Source organism: Sinorhizobium sp. RAC02, assembly GCF_001713395.1.
Classification (GTDB): Bacteria; Pseudomonadota; Alphaproteobacteria; order Rhizobiales; family Rhizobiaceae; genus Shinella.
In genome coordinates, this window is sequence record NZ_CP016452.1 from 1,054,040 (window position 1) to 1,071,134 (window position 17,095).

Annotated in this window: 15 protein-coding genes; 13 read left to right on the top strand and 2 right to left on the bottom strand. The window is 64.2% G+C overall.

Features of this window, described 5'->3' with window-relative positions:
- Nucleotides 1-69: 69 nt before the first annotated feature.
- A complete protein-coding gene (gene otsA / locus BSY16_RS26005) occupies nucleotides 70-1,500 on the bottom strand; it encodes an alpha,alpha-trehalose-phosphate synthase (UDP-forming) (RefSeq protein ID WP_069062689.1) in 1,431 nt (476 codons plus the stop codon).
- A 554-nt stretch (nucleotides 1,501-2,054) separates the two neighbouring features.
- Here otsA and BSY16_RS26015 point away from each other — a divergent pair.
- From BSY16_RS26015 to BSY16_RS26045, 7 genes are all read left to right on the top strand, one after another.
- Nucleotides 2,055-3,881, top strand: a complete 1,827-nt coding sequence (locus BSY16_RS26015) for an ABC transporter permease (RefSeq protein ID WP_069063705.1) — start codon at nucleotides 2,055-2,057, stop codon at nucleotides 3,879-3,881.
- Nucleotides 3,881-5,002 carry an ABC transporter ATP-binding protein gene (locus BSY16_RS26020; protein ID WP_069062691.1) on the top strand — a complete coding sequence of 374 codons (1,122 nt, stop codon included), beginning with the start codon at nucleotides 3,881-3,883 and terminating at the stop codon, nucleotides 5,000-5,002. The genes BSY16_RS26015 and BSY16_RS26020 overlap by 1 nt, the downstream gene beginning before the upstream one ends.
- 73 nt (nucleotides 5,003-5,075) lie before the next feature.
- Nucleotides 5,076-6,182 carry an ABC transporter substrate-binding protein gene (locus tag BSY16_RS26025; protein ID WP_069063706.1) on the top strand — a complete coding sequence of 369 codons (1,107 nt, stop codon included), beginning with the start codon at nucleotides 5,076-5,078 and terminating at the stop codon, nucleotides 6,180-6,182.
- 54 nt (nucleotides 6,183-6,236) lie between these two features.
- Nucleotides 6,237-7,094 (top strand): inositol monophosphatase family protein, encoded by an 858-nt coding sequence (locus tag BSY16_RS26030; protein ID WP_069062692.1) that lies wholly within the window; start codon nucleotides 6,237-6,239, stop codon nucleotides 7,092-7,094.
- Nucleotides 7,091-7,936, top strand: a complete 846-nt coding sequence (locus tag BSY16_RS26035; RefSeq protein ID WP_069062693.1) for an inositol monophosphatase family protein — start codon at nucleotides 7,091-7,093, stop codon at nucleotides 7,934-7,936. Before BSY16_RS26030 ends, BSY16_RS26035 begins: the two co-directional genes overlap by 4 nt.
- A complete protein-coding gene (locus BSY16_RS26040; RefSeq protein ID WP_069062694.1) occupies nucleotides 7,933-8,574 on the top strand; it encodes a dual specificity protein phosphatase family protein in 642 nt (213 codons plus the stop codon). The genes BSY16_RS26035 and BSY16_RS26040 overlap by 4 nt, the downstream gene beginning before the upstream one ends.
- Nucleotides 8,571-10,160 carry a metallophosphoesterase family protein gene (locus BSY16_RS26045; protein ID WP_069062695.1) on the top strand — a complete coding sequence of 530 codons (1,590 nt, stop codon included), beginning with the start codon at nucleotides 8,571-8,573 and terminating at the stop codon, nucleotides 10,158-10,160. The genes BSY16_RS26040 and BSY16_RS26045 overlap by 4 nt, the downstream gene beginning before the upstream one ends.
- Here BSY16_RS26045 and BSY16_RS26050 read toward each other — a convergent pair.
- Nucleotides 10,157-11,173, bottom strand: a complete 1,017-nt coding sequence (locus tag BSY16_RS26050) for a LacI family DNA-binding transcriptional regulator (RefSeq protein WP_286157344.1) — start codon at nucleotides 11,171-11,173, stop codon at nucleotides 10,157-10,159. The genes BSY16_RS26045 and BSY16_RS26050 overlap by 4 nt on opposite strands.
- A 487-nt stretch (nucleotides 11,174-11,660) precedes the next feature.
- Here BSY16_RS26050 and BSY16_RS26055 point away from each other — a divergent pair, with 487 nt between their 5' ends.
- The 6 genes from BSY16_RS26055 to BSY16_RS26080 all read left to right on the top strand — a co-directional run bounded on the left by BSY16_RS26055 (nucleotide 11,661) and on the right by BSY16_RS26080 (nucleotide 17,069).
- Nucleotides 11,661-12,248, top strand: a complete 588-nt coding sequence (locus BSY16_RS26055; RefSeq protein WP_069062696.1) for a thioredoxin family protein — start codon at nucleotides 11,661-11,663, stop codon at nucleotides 12,246-12,248.
- A gap of 65 nt (nucleotides 12,249-12,313) precedes the next feature.
- On the top strand, nucleotides 12,314-13,942 hold the full coding sequence (locus tag BSY16_RS26060) for an FAD-dependent oxidoreductase (RefSeq protein ID WP_069063708.1): 1,629 nt from the start codon (nucleotides 12,314-12,316) through the stop codon (nucleotides 13,940-13,942).
- Between the two features lie 3 nt (nucleotides 13,943-13,945).
- Nucleotides 13,946-14,275, top strand: coding sequence for a 4Fe-4S dicluster domain-containing protein (locus BSY16_RS26065; RefSeq protein WP_069062697.1), 330 nt, complete (start codon nucleotides 13,946-13,948; stop codon nucleotides 14,273-14,275).
- Between the two features lie 13 nt (nucleotides 14,276-14,288).
- Nucleotides 14,289-15,125 (top strand): ABC transporter ATP-binding protein, encoded by an 837-nt coding sequence (locus BSY16_RS26070; RefSeq protein WP_069062698.1) that lies wholly within the window; start codon nucleotides 14,289-14,291, stop codon nucleotides 15,123-15,125.
- Nucleotides 15,126-15,136: 11 nt separating this feature from the next.
- Complete coding sequence (locus tag BSY16_RS26075) at nucleotides 15,137-16,000, top strand: ABC transporter permease (protein ID WP_069062699.1); 864 nt, start codon at nucleotides 15,137-15,139, stop codon at nucleotides 15,998-16,000.
- Nucleotides 16,001-16,043: 43 nt separating this feature from the next.
- Nucleotides 16,044-17,069, top strand: coding sequence for an aliphatic sulfonate ABC transporter substrate-binding protein (locus tag BSY16_RS26080; RefSeq protein ID WP_069062700.1), 1,026 nt, complete (start codon nucleotides 16,044-16,046; stop codon nucleotides 17,067-17,069).
- Nucleotides 17,070-17,095: the final 26 nt, after the last annotated feature.

Genomic DNA, 17,095 nt, shown 5'->3' on the forward strand with positions numbered 1-17,095 from the left:
GGACGATCCTCTCATGGGAGAGTCGGAAGCTTAGCTAAGGGGCGCGAGGGATTGTGCAGTTTGTCGCCGTCAAGCGGTGTTCCTGCTGCGCGCCTCTGCCGGAACAGAGCTGCTCTGTTTCGTTGCGCCTTCGGCAAGGTCTTCGAGGAACGTGTCGCACCAGGTAAACACGTCGTTGGCGCGCAGGACGGTCATCATGCTTTCCCAGCGTTCGCGGCGTTCCTGTAACGGCATGACGAGACTGCGCGCTATGGCCTCGGCCGTGCCCTCGACATCGTAGGGATTGACGAGCACGGCATCCTTCAACTCCTGTGCGGCGCCGGCAAAACGCGAGAGCAGGAGGACGCCGGGGTCGTCCTCGCTCTGCGCCGCGACGTATTCCTTGGCGACGAGGTTCATGCCGTCGCGCAGCGGCGTCACCAGCGCGAGCTTGGCCATGCGATAGAGACCTGCCAAAGCGGGGCGGCGCAGGGATCGGTTGACGTAGCGGATCGGCACCCAGTCCACGGTTCCAAGCGCGCCGTTCACCCGGCCGGCCTGCTCCGCCACCGCGCGCTGCATGGCCTCGTATTCCGGCACCTCGGAGCGCGATTTCGGCGTGATCTGCAGCAGCGTCACCTTGCGCTGGCTGTCCTCGTGCCGAGTGAGGAAGGTCTCGAAGGCATCGATGCGCTGGGTGATGCCCTTGGAGTAGTCGAGCCGGTCGACGCCGATGATCAGTTCCTTGCCGTCGAGGCTCTGCAGCATGCGCTTGTGCAGCGTGGTCTCCGACGCCCGCTTTGCCAGGCTGGCAAATTCAGCTGTCTCAATGCCGATCGGATAGGATTTCGTGGTGAAGGTGCGCTCGCCCACGACGAAGCGGGTCGTGTCCAGCCGGTCCCCGATGCCGAGGCGTGCGAGGCAACCGGCGAAATTTTCCCGGTCGTGATCGGTCTGGAAGCCGATCACATCATAGGCCGTGAGGCCGTTCAGCAGTTCGTCGTGCACGGGCATGGTGAGGAACACATCCGGGGAGGGCCAGGGGATGTGCAGGAAGAAGCCGATGCGGTTTTTCACGCCCAGTCGGCGCAGTTCTGCTGCGAGCGGGATGAGATGATAGTCGTGGATCCAGATGAGGTCGTCTTCCTCGATCAACGGCAGAAGACGGCTTGCAAAGAAGCGGTTCACGCGGAAATAGCCGGTCATTTCCCGCCTGCCATATTCGGCAAGATCCAAGCGGTAGTGGCAGATCGGCCAGAGCACACGGTTGGCAAAGCCCTGGTAGTACTCCTCGACGTCGCGTTCGGTCAGATCCGTCAACGCGTATTCGATATTGCCATCCTTCATCGTTCGGAGCGGGCCTACCGCGTCCTCGGCGCAGGATTGGCCGGACCAGCCGAGCCATAAGCCTCCGCGTGTCTTGAGGGCGGATTGGAGGGCGACCGCCAGGCCACCGGCAGGGGCCGCTCCGCGTTTGTCAGGAACGGGAACGCGATTGGAAACGACGATAAGACGACTCATGATTTACGACACCAGACTGACGGGTACTTCGATCACGCTGCGGGAAACCTTCACGAGAGGGCAGGCGGAATGCCAGCAGGAAGGAGGGCGTTTCGGGATCGAACATTGCCGTCGAATTTATTTTGCGACGCAACATAAACCCGTCCGGGCCGGGAATGTTCCGTTACATGTGGATATCTCCGTCCACGGCTCGCCCTTTCTTTGGAAGGTGGAGACAAAGATGCAGCCTGTTCGCGGTGTGTGGCCGAAGGGTCGTAACAGGCTCGCCAGCGCATAATCCGTCTGGAATCCATCTCCGCGCTGTCGCCTTCATCGTGCGTAAATGTCGGACGCGGAAGCGGATCACGCCTCATGTCCACAATCATTGCACGGCTGTGCAATATCGTATTGACAGCACCGACTGCGAATGATTGACTGCACATGTTGCCATGTTGCGAATGGGAGGAAACTTTCGCAATTCCGGCGCGGAATGTGCAGTTGCCGATGAAAATCGGCAGGGGAGGAACACTTGCACGGCTTTGCGAAGTATACTCAAAGTGCACGAGGCGGCCGTCATGGCTTCGTCTGACGCGCTTTTGGCGCCGGCCCCCGTTGGCGGCGCGCGCTGGCGCTATCGATTGCGGCTGGCTTTGCGCGAGCCGACGACGGTGATCGCGGTCCTGATGGCGGCGCTCTTTGCCTATCTCATCGTCGTGCCGATCCTGTCTATTCTGGCGGATGCGGCGACCGTGCAGTTCGGCGACGAGCGGCGCACGGGCGGCGGAGAGGGGGGCTTCACCTCCTACTATCTCTACCGCGCCTTCGCCTCGCCGATCGCCCACGATCTCTTCTGGGAACCGCTTCTCAATACGCTGAAAGTGGCCTTTGGTGCCATTGCCATCTCGCTTCCGGTCGGCGGCGTGCTTGCCTGGCTGATCGCCCGCACCGACATGTTCGGCCGCCGCTGGTTCGCGACCGCACTGATCGTGCCCTATATGCTGCCGGCCTGGACCTTCGCGCTTGCCTGGAGCACGCTCTTCAAGAACCGCACCGTCGGCGGCCAGCCGGGCTGGTTCGAGGCGATCGGGCTGACCCCGCCGGACTGGCTCGCCTATGGCCAGGTGCCGATCACCATCATTCTCGCGCTTCACTACACGCCCTTCGTCATCCTGCTTTTCGGCTCGGCGCTGCGGCGCTTCGATAGCCAGCTGGAGGATTCCGCGCGCATTCTCGGCGCACCCGGCTGGGTCGTCGCCGTGCAGATCATATTGCCGCTGATGCGTCCGGCACTGCTTTCGGCCGTACTGCTCATCTTCGCGAAATGCCTCGGCGAGTTCGGCGTGCCTTATGTGCTTGGCCTGCCGGTGAAATTCGACGTGCTGGCAACCTCGCTCTACCGCTCCATCGGCTCGCGCCAGACCGGCGTGGCCGGCGTGCTGGCCGGCGCGATCATGCTGATCGGCGTGCTCGCCATCATGGTCGATGCCTATCTAGCCCGCGAAGCGCGCCGTTTCGTCACCGTCGGCTCGAAGGGGTCGATGAACCGACTGTCGCGGCTGAAGGGCCTGCGTTGGCCCGCCGCCGGATTCGCCGGCGTCGTCTTCATGCTCTCGGTCGGCCTGCCGCTGCTGACCCTTGCGCTCTCGACCGTCATGCATCAGCCGGGCAGTTTTGCGCTCTCGAACTTCACGCTCGATTACTGGATCGGCCAGGACCTGCCGACCGTCGCCATGCGCACCGGTATCCTATTGAGCCCCGATCTCTGGCAGGCGGCCTTCAACACGATTTCGATCGTCGGCATCGCCTCCATCTGCTCGGGTATCCTTGGCGTGCTCACCGGCTATGTCGTGGTGCGCACCACCATCCGTCCGCTGGCGATCTTCCTGCGACAGGTGACATTCATGCCCTATCTGGTGCCGGGCATCGCCTTTGCCGCCGCCTATCTCTCGCTCTTCGCCGTGCAGCGTGGGCCTATTCCCGGCCTCTATGGCACGACGCTGATCCTCATCCTTGCGCTGATGGCGGACCAGATGCCCTATGCATCCCGCGCCGGCATCTCTGCGATGATGCAGCTCGGCAAGGAGCCGGAAGAGGCAGCGCAGATCATCGGGGCGGGCTGGTTCCGGCGCATGACGTCCATCGTCATCCCGATCCAGAAGGGCTCGCTCGTCACCGGCATTCTCCTGCCCTTCATCTCGGGCATCAAGGGGCTCAGTCTTTTCGTCATCCTCGCCGTGCCCGCCACGGATGTGCTGACGACCTTCTCGCTGCGCCTTGTCGACTACAACTACACCCAGGCCGCAAACGCCGTGGTGCTGATCATCGCCGGCCTTGCCTATGGCGGCACGGTGCTTGCGCAGCGGCTGACCCGCACCAACCTTGCCGAGGGACTTGGAACCTGATGCCCGATATCGTTCTCAGCAACGTTCAGAAATCCTATGGCGGCGGTTCGCCCAATGCCGTCAGCGATCTTGATCTTCATATCCACGACGGCGAGTTCATGTGCCTGCTCGGCCCCTCCGGCTGCGGCAAGACGACGACATTGCGCATGATCGCCGGCCTCGAAAACCTGACGGACGGCGAAATCCGCGTCGGCGAGACGGTGATCGACAGCCCCGCACGCGGCGCCTTTGTCGGTCCGGAAAAACGCGGCATGGGCCTGGTCTTCCAGTCCTATGCGCTCTGGCCGCATCTCACCATCGAGCGCAACACCGACTTTGGCTTGCGCCTGCGCAAGGTGCCGAAGGCCGAGCGCGAAGCGCGGGTGGAGAAGGTGATGAAGGCGCTCGACATCGAGAAATACCGCCATCGTTATCCCTCGCAGCTGTCCGGTGGCCAGCAGCAGCGCGTGGCGCTCGCCCGCATGCTGGCGGTCAATCCGGGCGTGCTGCTGCTCGACGAGCCGCTTTCCAACCTCGATGCGCGCCTGCGCCTCGAAATGCGGGCCGAGTTGAAGCGTATCCACGCGGAGTTCCGCACCACCATCGTCTTCGTTACCCATGACCAGTGGGAGGCGATGACGCTCGCCACCTCGATTGCGGTGATGAACGAGGGCCGCCTCCAGCAACTGGGCACGCCAAACGACATCTACGACCGGCCGGCCAATCGCTTCGTTGCCGAATTCGTCGGCAGCCCGCCGATCAACATTCTCGAAACGGCGACCGCCCACGCGCTGGACCGCGCCGCATCGCATTGGCTTGCCGGTCGTCTCGGCGAGAGCGCCGGGGTCGGCTCGGTGGGTTTCCGTCCGGAAGCCCTCCAGATCGCGCGCTCGGAGGCTGCTGTTCTCGGCGGCAGCTTCCGCCATGCGGCCGAGGTCACGGGCATCCTGCCGACCGGTGGCAGTTGGATCATCGAACTCAAGGTCGATGGTCGCACGCTGTTTGCCACCACCACGGAAAGCCCGGCGCTGCGCGGCGGGGAGCGGGTGTGGGTGCATGTGCGCCCGACGGCCATGCATGTCTTCGACGCGGCAGGCCTCCGGCTTGCCGAGGCAGACGATGTGCTGGCGCGTGCCGCCTGAACAGAAGGCAAATGAAACCTTGTCGCATCCGATGGGAAGAGACGGATGGGACGCAATCTCGAAGGAGGAGAACATGAGGAAATACGGTTTATTGGCAGGTGTCGTGCTGGCGACCGCGATGGGCAGCGGAGCGTTGGCGGAGGAGTTCAACCTCGACGCGCTCATCGAGGCGGCGAAGAAGGAGCCACCGCTGTCGGTTTATGACAGCACCGGCAAGATCGTCGACATGGTCGAGGCCTTCAACGCCAAGTACGGCCTGAAGGCGGAGGGCGCGAAGTCCAAGGCGACGGCGCAGCTCGAAACGATCATCCGCGAGTCGCAGTCGGGCAATATCCAGACGGACGTCTCCTTCATCTCGGATCCGTCGGCCGTCATCGGCCAGCTGATGCCGGCCGGTTTCGTGGAAAACTGGGTGCCGCCGGATCTGGCCAAGGACATTTCGTCGGAAGCGCAGAACCCGTTGCTCATCGTCTCGAGCCCCAACATCCTCGCCTACAACACCAAGCTCTACGACAAATGCCCGATCACCAATATCTGGCAGCTCACCGAGGCGGAGTGGAAGGGCAAGGTCTCGATGCAGGACCCGCTCGGCAAGCCGTCCTATACCGACTGGTTCAACCAGATGCGCAGCCGCATCGACGACAAGATCGCCGCCGCCTATGAGAAGCAGTACGGCAAGAAGCTGGAAACCGATCTCGGCAGCGCGACGGAAGCCTTTGTCGCGGCTCTTGCCGCCAACGGCCCGCTCCTGACGGATTCCGACTCCGCCGCAGCCGAAGCCATCGCCGCGCCCGGTCAGAGCGAGCCCTTCGTCGGCCTCGTCTCCTCCGCCAAGTTCCGCGACAATGCCGGCAAGGGCTTTACGCTCGGCCTTTGTGCTGGGGTAGATCCGATCATCGGCTTCTCCAACGCGACGGTCGGCGTCATCGTGAAAGGCAGCGACAGCCCGAACACGGCAAAGCTCTTCGTGCGTTATGCCATGACCGCCGAGGGCATCGCACCGCAGGCTGACGACGGCAAGCTTTCTTCCAATGGTACCGTCGGCCTGCCGGCCGACGAGCCGTCCGGCATTGGCAAGCACCTTGACGCGATGCTCTCCTACAACCCCGCCACGGGCCTGGAAGACTGGGACAGCCGCCAGGACTGGCAGGATTTCTGGCGGATTCACTACAAGCGCTGAACGAAGACGGACGGGCCGGCTCTCGGCCCGTCCACCCATGATGCGAGTTTTCTGATGACCGATCGACTGCTTCGTACCGCCATCGCCGCCGCCCTTCTGCCCGCGCCCGCTCTTCTGGCGGCGTTCCGGCAAGGCATGGCGGTAGACTATAAGCGTGACCGTCACGATCCCGTGACGGTACACGACCGGCGGGCAGAAGCCGTGATCCGCGACCTGATTTTTCGGGAGGTGCCCGATTCCACCTTCATGGGGGAAGAAGGCGGCACGACGGGCACGGGGCAGGTCAAATGGTTCGTCGATCCAATCGACGGCACATCGAATTTTGCCGCGGGCATCGCATTCTGGTGCACCTCGGTTGGAGCGGTCGTCGATGACAAAGTCGTCGCGGCGGCAATCCATGATCCGGTTTCGGGGGCGATCTTCTCCGCCTCCGGCGCCGGCGCCTGGCTGAACGACCAGCCATTGGCGCCGGCGCACGCCTCCGCCGAGCCGCACGCGACGCTGATCACCGGTTATCCCGTGGCGCGGGATTTCGCGCTGGACGGCCGGGATGTCGCGCTCAGCCGCTTCGGCCGGCTGGTCGAGACCGTGGCGACGGTGCGCCGGCCCGGCAGCGCGGCACTCTCCATCGCCCATGTGGCGGCGGGCTGGGCGGATGCGGCGCTCGGCTTCAGCGTCAATCCCTGGGATGTGACGGCGGCGAGCCTCATCCTGCAACGGTCGGGCGGGCGTTACCTGCCGCTGACGCTCGGCAAATGTGCCGCGGATGCGCCGGCTCATATGCAGCCCGGCTATGTCGCCCTTAGGCGCGGCGCGGACCACCCTACGGTGGTTGCCATTGCCGAAGAAATTTCCGCTGAACGGAGCCAGAGAATGAACAGGATTTTGGAAACGGAAGGACTGCGTGCATGAACATTGGCGATGAGGCGATCGATCGCCGGGAGGTCTTCCTCGCAGACCTGGTGCGGGAGGCGGCAAAGCTTGCCCGCGCCGGTTTTGCGCGGCAGACGGGACAGGCGGTTAGCATGAAGGGGCCGCAGGACTACCTGACGGAGACCGACGGACAGGTGGAGAACCATGTTCGCGCCCGCATTGCTGATATCTTCCCCGAAGACGGGTTCCTTGGGGAGGAGGGCGGCGGCGAGCCGGGCGTCCAGGCCTGGGTGGTCGATCCCATCGACGGCACCGCCAACTTCGCCCGCGCCATCCCGCATTTCTGCGTCGCCATCGCCTTCGTCGCCAATGGTGAGGTGCAACTCGGTGCCATCGTCAATCCGGTGCTGAATGAGGTCTATCTCGCGCGACGCGGCCGGGGGGCGAGCCTCAACGGCAAGCCGATCCGCGTTTCCGCCACCACCGACATCGCCGCCACCTCCTTCGAGATGGGCTGGTCGAACCGCCGTCCACTCGCCCGTTACATCACTGCCGTCAACGCCCTGTTCGAAGCCGGCAGCAATGTGCGGCGCGGCGCCTGCGGGGCGCTTGGCCTCGCCTATGTTGCCGACGGGCGCAGCGACGGCTATGCGGAGCTGCACATGAATTCCTGGGATTGCCTTGCTGGCCTGCTGCTCGTGCATGAGGCCGGTGGCGTCACGGGGCCGTTCCTGTCGCTGGGCGGCCTCGTCGCGGGTGCTCCGGTGCTTGCCGCGGCGCCGGGCGTCGCCAAAACCCTGTCGGATGCGACAGGCATTCCCCTTCTTGCCGGGCCGGATCTGCTCGCCGCGGCAGACGAAGACCATCGGAGAACCGCATGACCGAAAAATCCTCCCGCCACTATGACCGCCCACCGATCAGCCGCGTCTATGAAAACCTGCCGGGCTTCGGCGTCGATCTCTTCGTCGGCGGTCGCGAGGGCGCGTCGGACGTACCGCTCCTGCGCGAAAACGGTATCTCCACGGTGCTGAACTGCGCGGTCAACCTCGATTTCAACTATGTCGCCGCGCCCGACGAAGTCTCGCACGACAGCCGCGTCGGTTATGGCCCGGCGCCGATCCGTTACTACAAGCTCGGCATCGTCGATGGCCCGGGCAATCCCGACACTATGTTCCTTGCTGGCTACTACCAGCTGCTCGGCGCGCTGCAGCAGGTGCTGCCGGAGAAACCGAGCTACCCGATGCGCGAGCGTGGCAACGTGCTGGTGAACTGCCGTGCCGGGCGCTCCCGTTCAGTTATCCTCGCCGCCTTGCTGCTGCACCTGCAGGTCCCGAAGGAATTCCCGACACTTGCATCCGCCGTCGACCATGTTCGGGAAAAGCGCGAACTGCGCCGCGATGAATGGCATGAGACGCCAAAGCCTATGCTGATTGCAGCCGCCGAGAGTGCCGCGGGCTGGGTGCGCATTGTCGAAGCCGATCGCACGCGCTCCGACGCTCCGGTGAAGGTTTCCGCATGATCCGTATTGCCGTGATTGCCGATCCCCATGTGCACGACTGCACCTGGGTGCCGGAAGGATTCGGCCTGGAAGGCGCCGTGCGCAGCTTCGCCGAGACCGCCGCCTCGACCCGCATCTTCAACGAGAGCGTGCCGGCCTTCCGCGCCGCGCTCGACTGCGCGGTGGAGGCCTGTGCGGCGGTCGTGCTGCTTGTCGGTGACCTCACCGACGATGGCCAGCGACCGAACATCCTGGCGGCGCTGTCGATCATCGAGGAATACCGCGAGCGTCACGGCATCCGCGTGCTGATGACGCCCGGTAACCACGATTTCTACGCTCTGGCCGGCCGGCCGCAGGACAAGAGTTTCCTTGCGCCGGACGGTTCGTCGGTCATGGTGAGGAGCGCGGAATGCCCCGAGGCCGCGACGCTCGGTACGGGCGAAGCGCTCGCCATGCTGTCCAGTCTCGGCTTCGAGCCGGAGGAGGGCGATCTCCACTGGGAAAGCCCCTTCGGTAGCGATCCCGACTGGTCGGCGCGCAGCTACACCGCCCTGAGCCCGGATGGCGGTACGCCTTGCCGCATGATCGACGCTTCCTATCTCGTCGAGCCCGTGGAAGGGCTCTGGGTGCTCGCCATCGATGCCAATGTCTGCGTGCCGCGCGATGGTGCAAGTGATTTTGCCGATCCCGCGCAGTTCCACGACCCGACCGATGGTGGCTGGCGGGCCGTGCTGCAACACCGCGCCCATCTGTTTGCCTGGATGACGGACGTGGCGGTGCGGGCGAAGGCAGGAGGCAAACATCTCGTTGCCTTCTCGCATTATCCGGCTCTCGACCCACTCGGCGGCGCCTCGACCGAGGAGGTCGCACTGTTCGGCGCGACCGGCCTTGCCCGTCGCGCGCCTACCATCGCAGTGGCCGATGCGTTCGCGGCAACGGGTGTACCGCTCCATTTCTCCGGCCACCTGCACGTCAACGATACCGCCTGCCACGAAACCGCGCGCGGGCGCTTTGCCAATATCGCTGTCCCTTCACCGGTCGGCTATGGACCGGGCCTCAAGATCGTCGACCTTCATGCCGATCGCATCGAGATCCGTACGCGACCCTTGCGCCAAGTGTCCGGCCACGATGCGGCCTTTGCCGCCTACAAGGCCGAGGCGCGAAAGGCGGGCACGCCCGATCCGTCAGCAAGTTTCGCGCCCGATCACGGTGAGTTCCTCAGCCGTCACCTGGTCAATCTCGTGCATGGACGATATCTCGCACGCGAGTGGCCGCAGGACATGGTGGACTTCGTGGCCGACGCCTCGGTGGCGGACCTGATGCGGCATCTCGACCTCGATGCCCGTGACGCCCCGGACTTGCCGCTGGCGGCGCTGGTCGAGGATTGGTATAGGCTGCGCAAGGCCGGCGAACTCAGCCACGAGGATATCGCGCCCGACCGGCTCGCCTTCTACCGACGCCTCTCGGCACAAGCGCCGACGCTTGAAGGCGACAGCCTTGCGGCCCGCTTCGCCACGCTCCTGCGCATGATGCGCGCCTATCTCCATCGTCACCCAAACCGCGACTTCTCGCTCAGCCGGACGGATCTGGCAGTCACGCCGCTCTAGGGACGCACGCTCTTGCGCCAGGCGACCTGAGTCGGCAGGCGTTTCAGGGGAGCCGGTTCGGGTTCGTCCTTCTCGATGATGCTGGCGATATGATCGGCGATGGCGCCGATCGGCTGGCGGAAGGTCGTAAGGTTGTAGGCAAGCCAACTCGCCTCCGGAATGTCGTCGAAGCCGACGACGCAGAGTTCCTCCGGAATAGCGAGGCGGAACTCCTGCCGTGCCACATCCATGAAGCCGAGCGCCAGGAGATCGGTGACGCAGAACACGCCGTCCGGCCGGTTCGAAGCGCCGAGCAGTTGGCGCGCACCTTCAGCGCCCGTTGCATAACCGGTCGGTCCGGCGCGGCTGACCTGCGCCGTCAGGCCCAGTTCCGCAGCGGCGGCGACGAAGGACTGCTCGCGCGCTATGATGCTGGACGTGCCGGCGGTGGAGCTGACCACGGCCAGGTTCCGGCAGCCGGCCCGATGCAGCAACAGGCAGGCCTCGCGCGCCGCGTTTTCATTCTCGACCAGCACGAATTCCGGGCCGGTGATGGCGTCGTCGCGGTTGATGAGGATGACGCGCTGGCCATTCTCGATGCAGGTCTCGATCAGCGAGGCGGGCGGCGCACCGGAAACGACGACGGTTGCCTCGGCGCGGTAGTTCAACGTCTGGCGCAGCGCCGCCTCGACATTTTCAGGCTGGCCGGCCGTGTTCAGCACCATCACGACCTTGCCGATCGCCTGGAGCTTGCGCGTCGTGGTCTCGACCACGTTGGCCTGGAACGGCGCCTGCATCTCGGCGACGATCAGGCAGACGATGCCCGAGCGATGGTGGATCAGCCCACGTGCTAGATGATTGACGTGGTAGCCGAGCTTTTCCGCTGCCGCCAACACCTTGGTCCGTGTTGTCGGCGAGACGCTCGCCCCATCGGTGAAGGTGCGCGACACCGCCGAACGCGAAACGCCGGCAAGCTCCGCCACCCGGATGGCGCTGACCGAGGATTTTTTTGGTTTGGCCTTCGTTATTACCAAGTCTTGCTTCCCCGCGCTGTTCTGCTTTGCACAGGTTTGAACCATTTTTGCCAGAATGTGCAAGGCCGTGAGCAGCTTCTGCGAAAAATGGCGCGCTGTGCAAGGCGGAAGATAAAGCAGAATAACATGTACGGCGGGTCTATACGCCTTTTGCAATCCTGTGCAAACGCCGAAGCGGCAATGTCATAGCGCCATTCTTGTCTCTACGGCCTATTTTTTGTGGAGATTTGACCAACGCGATCGCTGCGCGATCAGGCAACAACTGCGCCTGTCCAGGAAGGGATGACGGCGCAGCGATGCGGGGTCTTGTTTCGGCGCTTCAAGGCCCCGGCGCGCGAGTCCCCGTGCGGCTACGCGAAAAAAACCCTCGAAACCGGCCCATCGCACGCCACAATATCTAAAGTCGCGCGATTTGCGGGATTCTTTTATCTATAAAATCTATGTATTTTATGTCTTAATATTCTCGTTGGCTGCCCAGGAGGATACCATGCCCAAAACCGAATCCAATCCCATCACGCTCGGAACCCGCGCGGCAGACTTCATCCTGCCCGACGCGGACGGCCATCTCCATACGTTGGCGGATTTCAAGGAGAGCCCGGCGCTGCTGATCGCCTTCATCTCGAACCGCTGCCCCTTTGTCGTGCTGATCCGCGAAGCGCTGGCGCAGTTCGCACGTGACTATGCCGGGCAGGGGCTCGCCGTCGTCGCCATCAACAGCAACGATGCGCAGGCTCATCCGGAAGAGACACTGGAGCGGGTCGGCGCCGAGGTGAAGACCTACGGTTACGGCTTCCCCTATCTCAAGGACGCGTCACAGGGCGTCGCCACGGCTTACGGTGCAGCCTGTACGCCGGACTTCTTCCTGTATGACCGCGATCGTAAGCTGACCTATCACGGCCAGTTCGACGATGCCCGCCCGGGCAACGGCAAGGATGTGACGGGCGCGGACCTGCGCGCCGCCGTCGATGCTGTGCTTCGCGGCGAGACTGCCGGTGCAAAACAGGTTCCCTCGATCGGCTGCAACATCAAATGGACGGCCGGCAACGAACCGTCCTGGTTCTCCACTGCCGCCTGATCGCGGTCGAAGACGGCCGGCTCTCGTGGGCTGGCCGCGTTTTCCCCTTCACAGACCGGAACACCATGGCATCGCGTCGCAAGCAACAGCCTGAAGAAGACGGGCGCCTCATTGAAACGGACGTCCTCGTCGTAGGCGGCGGGCCGTCCGCGGCGTGGGCCGCGTTGTCGGCGGCAGAGGCCGGCGCGCGCGTCGTTCTGGTCGACAAGGGTTACCACGGCACCAGCGGCGCGACGGCCCCTTCCAACACGGGGACCTGGTGCATTCCGCCGGGCGAGGGGCGTGCAACCTCCGTCGAGCAGCGGTTCAAGCGCACGGCCGGGCTTGCCGATCGCCGCTGGATGCTGCGTGCGGCGGACCGGGCCTATGAAAACCTGCAGAAGCTGGTCGAATGGGGTTATCCCTTTCCGAGCGAGGAGGATGGCAGCCTCTACATCGCCAACCTGCGGGGCCCGGACTACATGCGCTTCATGCGCCAGCGCGTGCAGAAGGCCGGTGTCACCATTCTCGATCACCATCCGATCCTGGAACTGCTTGGCGACGACAACCATATCGGCGGTGCGGCGGGGCTCGTACGCCGCAACGGCGCGAGCTTTCGCGTGTCGGCCGGCGCAGTGGTCCTGGCGACAGGCGGTTGCGCCTTCTTCGAGCGCATTCTCGGCGGCACGGGCTTGACGGGCGATGGCAGTCTCTTCGCGGCGGAGGCCGGCGCTTCGCTCTCCGGCATGGAGTTTACCGGCAAATACACGCTCTCTCCGCATGGCTCCTCGCTGAACAAGGGCCTGCCGTTCCGCTGGGCGACCTTCTACCATGAGAACGGTGAGGTGCTGCGCAATGCCCATGGCGATCCGGTGACGAACGGTATTGGAGGCGGGGAGCGGCAGGTGGCCGAGGCCTTGCTGACCGGCCCCGTCTACGCCCGGCTCGATCTTGCCGAGCCCGCCATGCAGGACTGGTTGCGGCGTGGCCAGCCGAACTGTTTTCAGCCCTATGACCGCATGGGCATCAATCCCTTCGAAGAGCGTTTCCGCGTGGAACTCAAATACGAGGGCACGGTGCGCGGCACGGGCGGCATCCGCATTGTTTCCTCCGATTGCAGCACCGGTGTTGCCGGCCTCTATGTTGCCGGAGACGCGGCAAGCCGCGAGAATGTCACCGGCGGCATTTCCGGCGGGGGTGCGATCAATGCCTCCTGGGCCATTGCCAGCGGCTGGTGGTCTGGTCATGGCGCCGCCCAACACGCCCGCCGCCGTCAGGCCAGGGACACTGCGCGTTTGCAGTCGCTCGGTACGACGGGTCTGCGGGGCAGCGCCGAGCGCGAGGATGTCGATCTCGCCGCCACTGCGCGCGCTGTGCATGGCGAAATCGTGCCGCTCGACAAGAGTTACTGGCGGACGGCCGAGACGTTGGATTCCAGCCAACGGGCGCTGGACGACATCTGGCTTCGGCTGAACCAGGCAGGCCCCTCCGCTGGCATTGGTCGCCTTCGGTCCCGTGAAGTGGCGTCGGTGACTGCAAATGCGCGCTGGACGGTTGCTGCAGCCCTGTTGCGCACCGAAAGCCGCGGCGTGCACCGTCGACGCGATTTTTCAGGTGAGGACGACGCCCAGGCGAGCCGCATCACCGTTTCCGGCCTCGACCGGGTGACGGCCGCGCGCGAAATCCTTGCCCTTGAAACGGCACGGGAGGGCTGAGCGATGATCGAAGTCATCTCGACCGACCGCTGCATCCGCTGCGACATCTGCGAGCGCATCTGTCCGGCCTTCGTTTTCGACCGGGACGAGACGGGTCTGCCCGTCATTGCCCGGCAGGACGACTGCCAGACGTGTTTTCTCTGCGAAATCTACTGCCCGACGGATGCGCTCTACGTCGCCGAAAACGCGCACGGGCCGATCGGCATCAGCGAGGCTGATGTCTTGGAACGCGACCTTTTCGGCACATACGCCCGCTCACTCGGCTGGAACCGCGGGCGCGCCGGGGGCGCGCAGAATGACCCGACCCGCCACATCCGCGTGGCGCAGGTCTGAAGGGAGATTGATCATGGAACGCATAGCCGTCAGCGCGTTGCGCAAAACCTTTACGCTGAAGCCCGGCCAGACGGTGGCCGTCGATGGCGTGCTGTCCAACCGGATCGCGGTACTGGATGGCGTCGACCTCACCATCAATCGCGGCGAATTCGTCACCGTCGTCGGCCCCTCCGGCAGCGGCAAGTCGGTGCTGCTCGATGTCATTGCGGGGCTGACCGAGGCGACCTCGGGAGGTGCGCGTATCGATGGCATCGAGGTGTCGAAACCGCATGCCCGCACGGCCTATGTCTTCCAGCAATACGCGCTCTTTCCCTGGCGTACCGCCTTGCAGAACGTCGAATATGCGCTGGAAGTGCGCGGCACGCCCGCCGCCGAGCGCCGCGAGAAGGCACTCTACTTCCTGCACCTCTTCGGCCTCCACGGCTTCGAAGACCGCTATCCGTCGCAACTTTCCGGCGGCATGCAGCAGCGTGTGGCGATCGCCCGCGCGCTTTCCACAGATCCGCAGGTGCTGCTGATGGACGAGCCGTTCGCAGCCCTCGACGCCCAGACCCGCGACATCCTGCAAAGCGAGCTTCTGCGCATCTGGGAGCAGATCAAGACCACAGTCGTCTTCGTAACCCATTCGATCGACGAGGCGATCTATCTCGCCGACCGCGTCGTCGTGATGACTGCCCGCCCGGCGAGCGTCAAGGAGATCGTCGCGATAGATCTGCCGCGTCCGCGCGATCTCGATATCCGCAACAGCGAGGCCTTCAACGCCTACCGTGCCCGCGTCTGGGAAAGCCTGCGCGACGAGGTGGTGAAGGCCCAGCGCGACTGGGCGCTCGCTTCCAGCTACGCCAATTGAGGGAGGGCCCGATGAGCCTGATCGCCGACCGCAGCCTGCCGCTACGCACCACCTTTTCCCTGCGCCGCAAACGCGCCCGGGAGAAGGCGCCGACCGCGCTCTCCGAGTTCTTCTCCACCATCACGATCGGCCTGCCGGCACTTGCCGCCTTTGCACTCCTCTGGGAGGTTGCGCCGCGCGCCGGATGGATCAATTCGCTGTTCTTTCCGCCGCTCAGCCAGGTGCTCGCGGTCCTGTGGGAGATGATCGTCTCCGGCCAGCTTGCCGACCATATCGGCATCAGCTTACAGCGCGCCGCGATCGGCTTTGCCCTTGCCGTCGTCACCGCCGTGCCGCTCGGCTTCCTGATGGGACGCTACCCGCTCTTTGAGCGGGCCTCCGATTTCCTCGTCCAGACCCTGCGCAACACGTCGCAGTTCGCGCTGCTGCCGGTCTTCATCCTGCTGCTCGGCATCGGCGAGGCCTCGAAGATCGCCATCACCTTCTACGCCGCCGTCTTCTTCCTGTTGATCAACACGATCGTCGGTGTGAAGTCGGTCGACCCGCTGCTCCTCAAGGCGGCGCGCTCGATGGGCACGTCGGACTGGGACCTTTTCAAGAAGGTCATCTTTCCCTCCGCCATCCCCTCGATCGTCGCGGGTGCCCGGCTCGGCGTGAAGACATCACTCTTCTCGGTGATCGCGGCCGAGATGCTCGCCGCCCAGTCCGGCATCGGCTACCTCATCCAGAATTCATCGCTGATGCTGGAAACCGATCGCATGTATGCGGGGATCCTGACGCTGACCATCGTGGGTCTCGTGCTTAACTACCTGCTCGTCGCCGGTGAAAAGCGCGCCACGCATTGGCGGGGCAGCGGCGAGAGCGGCCCCAACTGAACCTCCCTTCATTCTGACCAATCGATCTCGAAAGGATCCATCCATGACGTCCCTTCCGCTCCGCCGGACGCTTTTGAAGCTGGCGCTCGCACTTTCGCTCGTACCTGTCGCTGCGGCAGCCCCGGCCTTTGCAGATGAGGCCAAGCCTGATGTCATCCGCATCGGCTCGACGGCGCCCGGCCACCTGAAGTTCATCCTCTATCGCAACAAGAAGCTGCTGGAGGACGAATTCGCCAAGGACGGTATCAAGATCGAGCTGACGACCTTCGATGGTGGATCGGCTGCCACCGTCGCGCTCGGTTCCGGCGCGATCGACTTCACTTACATCGGCAACAACCCGTCGCTGCGCCTGGCCGCGGCCGGCGCGGATGTGAAACTCGTCGGCCTATCGAGCTGGAACCGCTCCAACGAAACGCAGATCGTCGTCAAGCCGGATTCGCCGATCCAGAAGATCGAGGACCTGAAAGGCAAGAAGGTCGCCTATCTTTCCGGTACGGTGCGTCACTCTACCTTCGCCAAGGCGTTGAATGCCGCCGGTCTCTCGCTCAAAGACGTGGAAAGCCTCAACCTCGGGATCGAAAGTTCCGGCCCGGCGCTTTCCCGCGGTGATGTCGATGCCATCGTGGAAAGCACCGGCCCGGTTCAGGCGCTGGTCGAAAAAGGCGGCGCGCGGGTGATCTTCGATGCCGGCGTTTCCGGCAGCCCGGAATGGGCCGTTCCCCACCTCATCAGCGTCAATGGCGATTTCGCCCGCAAGTATCCGGAGATCGTGACGCGCCTGCTGGCGGTCGATATCGCGACGGCGCGCTGGGCGGATGCGAACCCGGAAGAGACAATCGCGATCTTCGTCAAGGAAACCGGCAACAGCGACAAGGCAGTGCGGGCGACCTATCCGGACGGCAAGTTCTTCCAGGATCCCGAAATCACCGAAGAGGCTGTGCGCGCGCTTCAAGGCGAGGAAACCTTCATGGCGGATGCCGAGCTTCTGAAGGGCAAGGTCAATTACGACACCTGGATCGACCGTTCCTTCTATGACGCCGCCCTGAAAAGGGTTGCCGCCAGCAACTGACCATATAGGCTTGGGTGCCGGCGCAG

What these genes read in the sequence shown, in the direction of transcription:
- otsA (WP_069062689.1), bottom strand. Translation starts at nt 1,500, where the DNA reads ATGAGTCGTCTTATCGTCGTTTCCAATCGCGTTCCCGTTCCTGACAAA.
- BSY16_RS26015 (WP_069063705.1), top strand. Translation starts at nt 2,055, where the DNA reads ATGGCTTCGTCTGACGCGCTTTTGGCGCCGGCCCCCGTTGGCGGCGCG.
- BSY16_RS26020 (WP_069062691.1), top strand. Translation starts at nt 3,881, where the DNA reads ATGCCCGATATCGTTCTCAGCAACGTTCAGAAATCCTATGGCGGCGGT.
- BSY16_RS26025 (WP_069063706.1), top strand. Translation starts at nt 5,076, where the DNA reads ATGAGGAAATACGGTTTATTGGCAGGTGTCGTGCTGGCGACCGCGATG.
- BSY16_RS26030 (WP_069062692.1), top strand. Translation starts at nt 6,237, where the DNA reads ATGACCGATCGACTGCTTCGTACCGCCATCGCCGCCGCCCTTCTGCCC.
- BSY16_RS26035 (WP_069062693.1), top strand. Translation starts at nt 7,091, where the DNA reads ATGAACATTGGCGATGAGGCGATCGATCGCCGGGAGGTCTTCCTCGCA.
- BSY16_RS26040 (WP_069062694.1), top strand. Translation starts at nt 7,933, where the DNA reads ATGACCGAAAAATCCTCCCGCCACTATGACCGCCCACCGATCAGCCGC.
- BSY16_RS26045 (WP_069062695.1), top strand. Translation starts at nt 8,571, where the DNA reads ATGATCCGTATTGCCGTGATTGCCGATCCCCATGTGCACGACTGCACC.
- BSY16_RS26055 (WP_069062696.1), top strand. Translation starts at nt 11,661, where the DNA reads ATGCCCAAAACCGAATCCAATCCCATCACGCTCGGAACCCGCGCGGCA.
- BSY16_RS26060 (WP_069063708.1), top strand. Translation starts at nt 12,314, where the DNA reads ATGGCATCGCGTCGCAAGCAACAGCCTGAAGAAGACGGGCGCCTCATT.
- BSY16_RS26065 (WP_069062697.1), top strand. Translation starts at nt 13,946, where the DNA reads ATGATCGAAGTCATCTCGACCGACCGCTGCATCCGCTGCGACATCTGC.
- BSY16_RS26070 (WP_069062698.1), top strand. Translation starts at nt 14,289, where the DNA reads ATGGAACGCATAGCCGTCAGCGCGTTGCGCAAAACCTTTACGCTGAAG.
- BSY16_RS26075 (WP_069062699.1), top strand. Translation starts at nt 15,137, where the DNA reads ATGAGCCTGATCGCCGACCGCAGCCTGCCGCTACGCACCACCTTTTCC.
- BSY16_RS26080 (WP_069062700.1), top strand. Translation starts at nt 16,044, where the DNA reads ATGACGTCCCTTCCGCTCCGCCGGACGCTTTTGAAGCTGGCGCTCGCA.